The following is a 5,926-nucleotide window of genomic DNA, read 5'->3' on the forward strand; positions in this document are numbered from 1 at the left end:
AACCGGGGGTCATGGCATTCCGGGAAATTGACGATGATCTCTGGGAGATTGTTCAGAAATACCTCCCCCCAACAAAGCCGCATATCGGTCGACCCCGATGTGATCCCCGCAGGCTGTTCAACGGTATCCTGTACGTTCTGACCACCGGGTGCTCCTGGCTCGATGTACCGGCGAAATATGGCACCAAATCGACGGTTCATCGGTACCATCTCGAACTCTGCGAGAAAGGAGTGTACCAGGCGATCTTCCTCGACCTGCTCCGATCCGGGTATGCGATCAAGAAAATCGATCTATCACATTGTGCGACGGATACCAAGGATATCCCGGCTAAAAAAGGGGATCAGCGGGCTATGATGGCTATAAAAAGGTAAACGGGAATAAGCTGAGTGCTCTGGTCGATCGGAACGGCCTCCCGCTTGCCTGCACGGTTGCACCGGCAAATGTCCATGATTCACGGCTCTACGAGCCAACCCTCGAAGCGTTTGAGATTCCCGAAGTGCAGGAGCGTCCTGCAATCATCTCCGCAGATGCAGCCTACGATGCCCGGGAAATCCGTCAGTACAACCGTAAAAGAAGAATAAAGAGTAATATACCGGTCAACCGGAGATCCCGGAAACAGCCGAAACGAGGGAGGCCATTCTGGTTTGATCCAGAACTCTATAAAAAGCGCAATGCGGTAGAACGGTTCTTCAGCTGGATTGAGGCGTTCAAGAAGATCACTCCCCGATACGAGCGATATGAGCACTCATTCATGGGATTGATTCACTTGGCATGTAGTGTCATGATCGGGAGAATATTGGGATGACCTCCTTCTTTTTTGTCGTGGTTCTTTTTGATGTTGCTTTCTTCGTTTTTAGTTTGGGACTCGAAAAGTGCTTTTTTTTGAACGATTCGATGGACATCGTTCCCATCGATCTATTGCATGTCCTGCACAACGGTCGGCAATTCGCGACAGTCCATTCACCGCCCTTCGACGCGGCTTTATTATGCCCTACCTCAAAACTTGTGAACGTAATTTCCTTATCACAAACGTAACATTTCCCTTTCATCTTCTCCCCATTATATTTGCGCCAAACAGCCTCCTTGACAGCTTTTGGACAAGATGCTCGTGCTGTTGTCGTTTTGGTGTCAAATCCAAACAAATTACTGCTCGGGATCTTAAAATCAAAAGGGTCGCGCGCCATATCCTCTCATGTGGCTATTTGTAGAACTTAAATTTAAGATATTCGGTTATATTCGATTAGATAGGCATAATAATTAGAAAAATTAATTAATTATTAGGTGATTCTGATGGCGACAAATACAGGTCGTGGACACCGTAAGGGAGCGGTCAGAAGGAAAACCCAATTCGAGAATCCCAACACGGGGATTCATTACAAGCGTGATTCAGACAGCGGGCGTATAGTCAGTGGGAAAAAGAGCGGTGGAAAATATAAAGGCGTTACAAAAGAGTAGATTTTGAGGGAATGCTTTAACTCCTGCTATTTTTGCGTCTCGCTAATGCCGGGTTTAGCCGTCCGGTTCGGGTAGTTATCTCATGATAACGGCATACATGACGCCCCTCACTCCTCAATCCCCCGGACAAAATGCCCGCCGGTGATGCCGCCGAGCGCCCGCCGTTTCACCTCGTCCTTGAGCGCGGGAAGGGCCCGGGTGTCTCCCCGGGCCGCGGCATCGATGCCGGTCAGGTAGAGCCGGGCCATCTCTGCTGCGTAGCGGGCCCCCCGTCCCCGGGCGTCGATGACGACGGCGTCGATGCCCATCCCTGCGATCCGGGGGAGGCGGTCGATAAGACAGGTCTCGACGGCGTTTGCGATGTAGGTCCGCCCCTCGCCGTCGCACCGGAGCGGGAAGACGCGGTTGCGCCCGTCCTGGAGACCCAGGAACTCTTCTCCGGCGACCGCCGCCGCGAGCCTGTCCTCGGTCACCATCGCCTCGACGTTGCCCTGCACGAGCACCTCGAGTCCGGGGGTATCCCCGGCCAGGGCTGCAAGCCCGGCAAGGTCGTCGGCCGGGAGTTCGGGGGATGCCGTGCACCGCAGGAAGAGCGGCGCCAGTTCCGCGGCGGTGCGGTGGTTCCAGAGGTTCAGCCCGGCGGCGCCGTAGAGCGCCATCCGGGGTTCGGCCCGCCGCACCGCGTCGGCAGCCCCGAGCCCGCTCACCATCACCCCGCGGACGCCCGCATCGCAGAGCGACGGGAGGAGGGGAGCCGCCGCGTCGAGGAAGGTGCGCCGGGTGATCGACGGCCATTTCCAGACGAGATCCGCACCCCCCTCCCGGCAGACGCCGGCGGCCTCTTCGAGGATACCGTGCTCGGACACCTCCAGGTAGACGGTGCGTGCGCCGCCCCGGACGGCGGCCTCTGCACCCTCAAGGGTGTCGGTGTAGACCGAGACCCACGGGAGCCGGGGTTCCCGGTGAGAACCTGCCGGCCGCTCCAGCACGGCAATCGCCGCCTCGACCCTCTCCCGGGCCGCACGCACCGCGCCTTCCCCGGGTCGCCGTGCAGCGAGCACGGCCTCCTCGACCCTCTCCAGGAATGCCCGCCGGACCCGGTTCAACTCGCCGAGGGGCGCAAAGAGCCCGCCGGGGTAGCGGAGCGCCAGGTTCCGTATCGTAAACGGCGTCCCCCCGGTCTTTGTCAGCTGCTCCGCGATCTGCTCCCCCGTAAGCGGCCGGCTCCGTGCCGGCTCCATCACGAGATCCGGGCGGTAGCGCACCCGGAGCGGTTCGCTCCCCTGCAGATCAACGACCGCTTCCAGGCAGGGCGTGCCGTCCTCCCAGACGGCCGTCACGTCGAGCGGCACCGGCTGGAGGGGTTTTTCCACGATCCGTTTCGCCCGGTCTTCGAGGTCCGCGCTCTTCGTCAGGAAGACCCGGGCGCCGACACTGACGGGCGCGGGGACGGAAAGTTGCACCATGCCGCGGCAGACGGCGGGCGTGCCGCGGACGACCGCTCCTGTGTCGCGGTCGGGGTCGTCGATGCAGAAGGCAAGCCCGTCACCGGAACGCGGCACGAGATCGCCCGTAAGGCGCACGGCCGCCTCCCGCCGCCGCGGGTCGTAGCCAATGACCGTGCCGAGCGGGACGCCCCGGTTCCCGGGCCGGTCGCGGGCCATGATATCGCGGGCGCCGAAGATGTAGCCCTCCGTGAACTCCCGGTTGAACGCGAGCGCAAGGTCGCGCATATCCTCCCGCGAGGGCGACCAGTCTTCCCCGGCGGCGATCGCGTCGAGGGCGCGCCGGTAGATGGCCGTCACCGTGGCGACGTACTCCACCGAGCGCATCCTCCCCTCTATCTTGAGCGAGGCCACCGGTGCACGTGCGAGGAGGTCGAGGCGGGGATATACCGAGAGGTCACGGGTCGAGAGCAGGTAACGGTCCGATCCGGACCTCGCCCGCAGGTCTTTCGGGCGCCCGTATCCGTCTGTTTCGGCGGTCACGAGCCGGTAGGGCTTCCGGCAGGGCTGGGCGCACATCCCGCGGTTCCCGCTCCGTCCCCCGATGACCGAGGAGAGGAGGCACTGGCCCGAGTAGCAGTAACAGAGCGCCCCGTGCGCAAAGACCTCGATGCCGATCCCCTGCGCCCCGGCATCGGTCGCGATATCCTCGATCTCGGACAGGGTGAGTTCCCGGGCGAGCACGACGCGGGAGAACCCCTCCCGTGCAGCCCGCACCACGCCTTCGCGGTTGTGGATCGCCATCTGGGTCGAGGCGTGGATGGGGAGGTCCGGGACGACCTCCCGGGCAAGCGCCGCCACACCGATATCCTGCACCAGAACGGCATCGACCCCGAACTCGTAGAGCCGGAGGAGGTACCGGGCGACGTCGGGGAGTTCGGCGTCCCGGACGAGGACGTTTACGGTGACGTAAACCCTGACACCCCGGAGGTGCGCGTAACCGACGGCGTAGTCGAGTTCCTCGTCGGAGAAGTTCGCCGCGTAGTGCCGGGCCCCGAACCGTCGCCCGGCAAGGTAGACGGCATCGGCACCGGCGGCAATCGCTGCAGCCAGCGCTGCCGGCGACCCGGCCGGCGCAAGCAGCTCCGGCGGCCCGGACGTCTTATGATGATCGTGCGGCATCTGCTTCGTACCGTTCGCTCTGGCGGCCTATATACTCACCCCGGGTGAAGCGGGTATCCTTTTTGGGCAGGAGAACTATCTGGAGAGGGGTTTGTGTATGAATTGCATAGGGGTTATCGGCTACGGGCACATGGGCAGCATGCTGGTGAACGGATTCCTCTCGTCCGGCGTGCTCGGCGTCGATGAGGTCGTGGTCACGTCCAGGAGCCAGGAGAGCCGGGATGCATGCGCCGCAGCATGGCCGGGCATCGGCATCGCCAGAGCGAACAGGGAAATCGCCCGGCGGTGCCGCACGGTCATTCTCGCCGTCAGGCCGCAGGAGACAATAGAAGTCCTTCGCGAGATCGTCCCCGGGATGGACGGCGATGAGCATGTCGTCTCGCTTGCCGCAGGCGTCGGCCTCACGGAGCTTGAGGGGCTGTTTTCAGGTTCGGTCACCCGGGCCATTCCCACGATCACCTCAACGATCGGGCAGGGGACGACGCTTGTCTGCCACGGCCGGCAGGTGGGCATGCACGACGCCTCCGGGTTGAGGGGCTCTTTTCGTCCATCGGGAACGTGATGCTCGTCGAGGAGGGAGAACTCCCGGCGGCCACCATACTCTCGAGCTGCGGCCCCGGGCTGCTCGCCGCAGTCATCGAGGAACTTGCGGGCGCGGCGGCCCGTGCAAGCGGCCTTGCGCCCGAACAGGCGCTTCAACTCGCAACGGAGACGGCCGCGGCTACGACCGCCTACCTCCGGGAGACCGGCGAGACCCCCGGCGACCTGATCGGGCGGGTCGCGACAGCCGGCGGCGTCACGGAGGTCGGGGTGAAGGGGATCCGGGAACGGCTGCCGGAAGTCTTCGACGAGGCGGTCGCCGCCATGCTGGAGCGCTACGGTGCGGTGGGGAAGTGACGGCGGGTGGCGGCTCCCGATCTCCGGGAGACTGCAGGCAGACTTTTATGTGATAGGGCAGGAATACATCCGGTAGGTATGAAGATCGTCGCCTCTGTGGAGGATGCCGCCGCTATCGACGAGGTGGCGGAGTACAACCCGACGTTCATCGAGATCAGGCTTGACAGGATGGAGGGAGATCTGCTGGATCAGGTTCGTGCGATCCGGGAGAAGACCGCCATCCCGCTGATCGCGACGCTCAGGAGCAAGGACGAGGGAGGTCGGTTTGTCGGCGATGCGGATCTCTGGGTCCGGATCGTCGGGCCGATAGCGCGATACGTCGATATCGTGGACGTGGAAGCACGCTACCGGGACCACGCACCGTTCATCAAGAGCCAGGGGGTCCAGATCCTCGCGTCGCTGCACACAAACGAGATGCCCACCGTGCCGGAGCTCGGGAGGATCGACGAGATGCTCCGGTCATACGGCGATATCCCGAAGATCGTCGTGCGGCCTAAAACCCGGGAAGACCTCTTCGAACTCGTTCTCTTCACTCACCAGGCCCAGAAACCCATCTGCACGAGCATCATGGGCGCCGAGTTCCGCTACGCCCGCGCAATCCTGCCTCTCTTCGGGTCGGAGTTCACGTTCAGCCATGCCGGCGCCCCGACAGCCGAAGGGCAGTACCATATACGGGAGATGCGACAGATTGCGGATCTGTTGAAGTGAAGGGGGGAGACGGGGCGGCACGGGCTGGGGTGGGCTTTTGGAAGGCGATGGCCTTCTTGAAACCCAGGTGTGCCGCGGTTCTAAGTGTCGCAAATAGGGGCAGGTAGTTTGCGAAGAAAGAACCGTTTGTTCGATGTCGCTCACACCTGACGGTGCCTGTGCCTCTCTTCGGACAGTGTAACGAGAAAAACCCGGTGCAGTGGACCGTGGGAATATCGCCATAGGGGGAGGGGTTGCAG

Annotated in this window: 7 protein-coding genes; 5 read left to right on the top strand and 2 right to left on the bottom strand. The window is 62.3% G+C overall.

Annotated features, from left to right (window positions below):
• Window positions 1-371 (top strand): transposase (locus tag EI28_RS12180; RefSeq protein ID WP_231476812.1); only part of this gene is annotated, 371 nt, incomplete at its 5' end.
• Window positions 372-391: 20 nt separating this feature from the next.
• Window positions 392-805: an IS5 family transposase gene (locus EI28_RS15590; protein ID WP_369792311.1), complete on the top strand. Its 414-nt coding sequence runs from the start codon at window positions 392-394 to the stop codon at window positions 803-805.
• Here the strand turns inward: EI28_RS15590 and EI28_RS15595 are convergent.
• A complete protein-coding gene (locus tag EI28_RS15595) occupies window positions 780-1,184 on the bottom strand; it encodes an HNH endonuclease (RefSeq protein WP_082223171.1) in 405 nt (134 codons plus the stop codon). The two genes, EI28_RS15590 and EI28_RS15595, sit on opposite strands and share 26 nt — an antisense overlap.
• Before the next feature lie 378 nt (window positions 1,185-1,562).
• Window positions 1,563-4,082, bottom strand: a complete 2,520-nt coding sequence (locus EI28_RS12185; protein WP_048115192.1) for a DUF3656 domain-containing protein — start codon at window positions 4,080-4,082, stop codon at window positions 1,563-1,565.
• A gap of 97 nt (window positions 4,083-4,179) precedes the next feature.
• On the opposite strand from EI28_RS12185, the gene EI28_RS15080 reads away from it, so the two are divergent.
• From EI28_RS15080 to EI28_RS12195, 3 genes are all read left to right on the top strand, one after another.
• Entirely contained in the window at window positions 4,180-4,644 is a 465-nt protein-coding gene (locus EI28_RS15080) for a pyrroline-5-carboxylate reductase (protein ID WP_231476814.1), read from the top strand.
• Entirely contained in the window at window positions 4,644-4,979 is a 336-nt protein-coding gene (locus EI28_RS15085) for a pyrroline-5-carboxylate reductase dimerization domain-containing protein (protein ID WP_231476815.1), read from the top strand. The genes EI28_RS15080 and EI28_RS15085 overlap by 1 nt, the downstream gene beginning before the upstream one ends.
• A gap of 78 nt (window positions 4,980-5,057) precedes the next feature.
• Window positions 5,058-5,687 carry a type I 3-dehydroquinate dehydratase gene (locus EI28_RS12195; protein ID WP_048115194.1) on the top strand — a complete coding sequence of 210 codons (630 nt, stop codon included), beginning with the start codon at window positions 5,058-5,060 and terminating at the stop codon, window positions 5,685-5,687.
• The last annotated feature ends 239 nt before the right edge of the window (window positions 5,688-5,926 follow it).

The organism is Methanoculleus sp. MH98A (genome assembly GCF_000691865.1).
In the GTDB taxonomy this organism is placed as follows: Archaea; Halobacteriota; Methanomicrobia; order Methanomicrobiales; family Methanoculleaceae; genus Methanoculleus.

Excerpts from the sequence above, each read along its gene's own strand:
- EI28_RS15595 (WP_082223171.1), bottom strand. The coding sequence starts at position 1,184 with ATGGCGCGCGACCCTTTTGATTTTAAGATCCCGAGCAGTAATTTGTTT.
- EI28_RS12185 (WP_048115192.1), bottom strand. The coding sequence starts at position 4,082 with ATGCCGCACGATCATCATAAGACGTCCGGGCCGCCGGAGCTGCTTGCG.
- EI28_RS15080 (WP_231476814.1), top strand. The coding sequence starts at position 4,180 with ATGAATTGCATAGGGGTTATCGGCTACGGGCACATGGGCAGCATGCTG.
- EI28_RS15085 (WP_231476815.1), top strand. The coding sequence starts at position 4,644 with ATGCTCGTCGAGGAGGGAGAACTCCCGGCGGCCACCATACTCTCGAGC.
- EI28_RS12195 (WP_048115194.1), top strand. The coding sequence starts at position 5,058 with ATGAAGATCGTCGCCTCTGTGGAGGATGCCGCCGCTATCGACGAGGTG.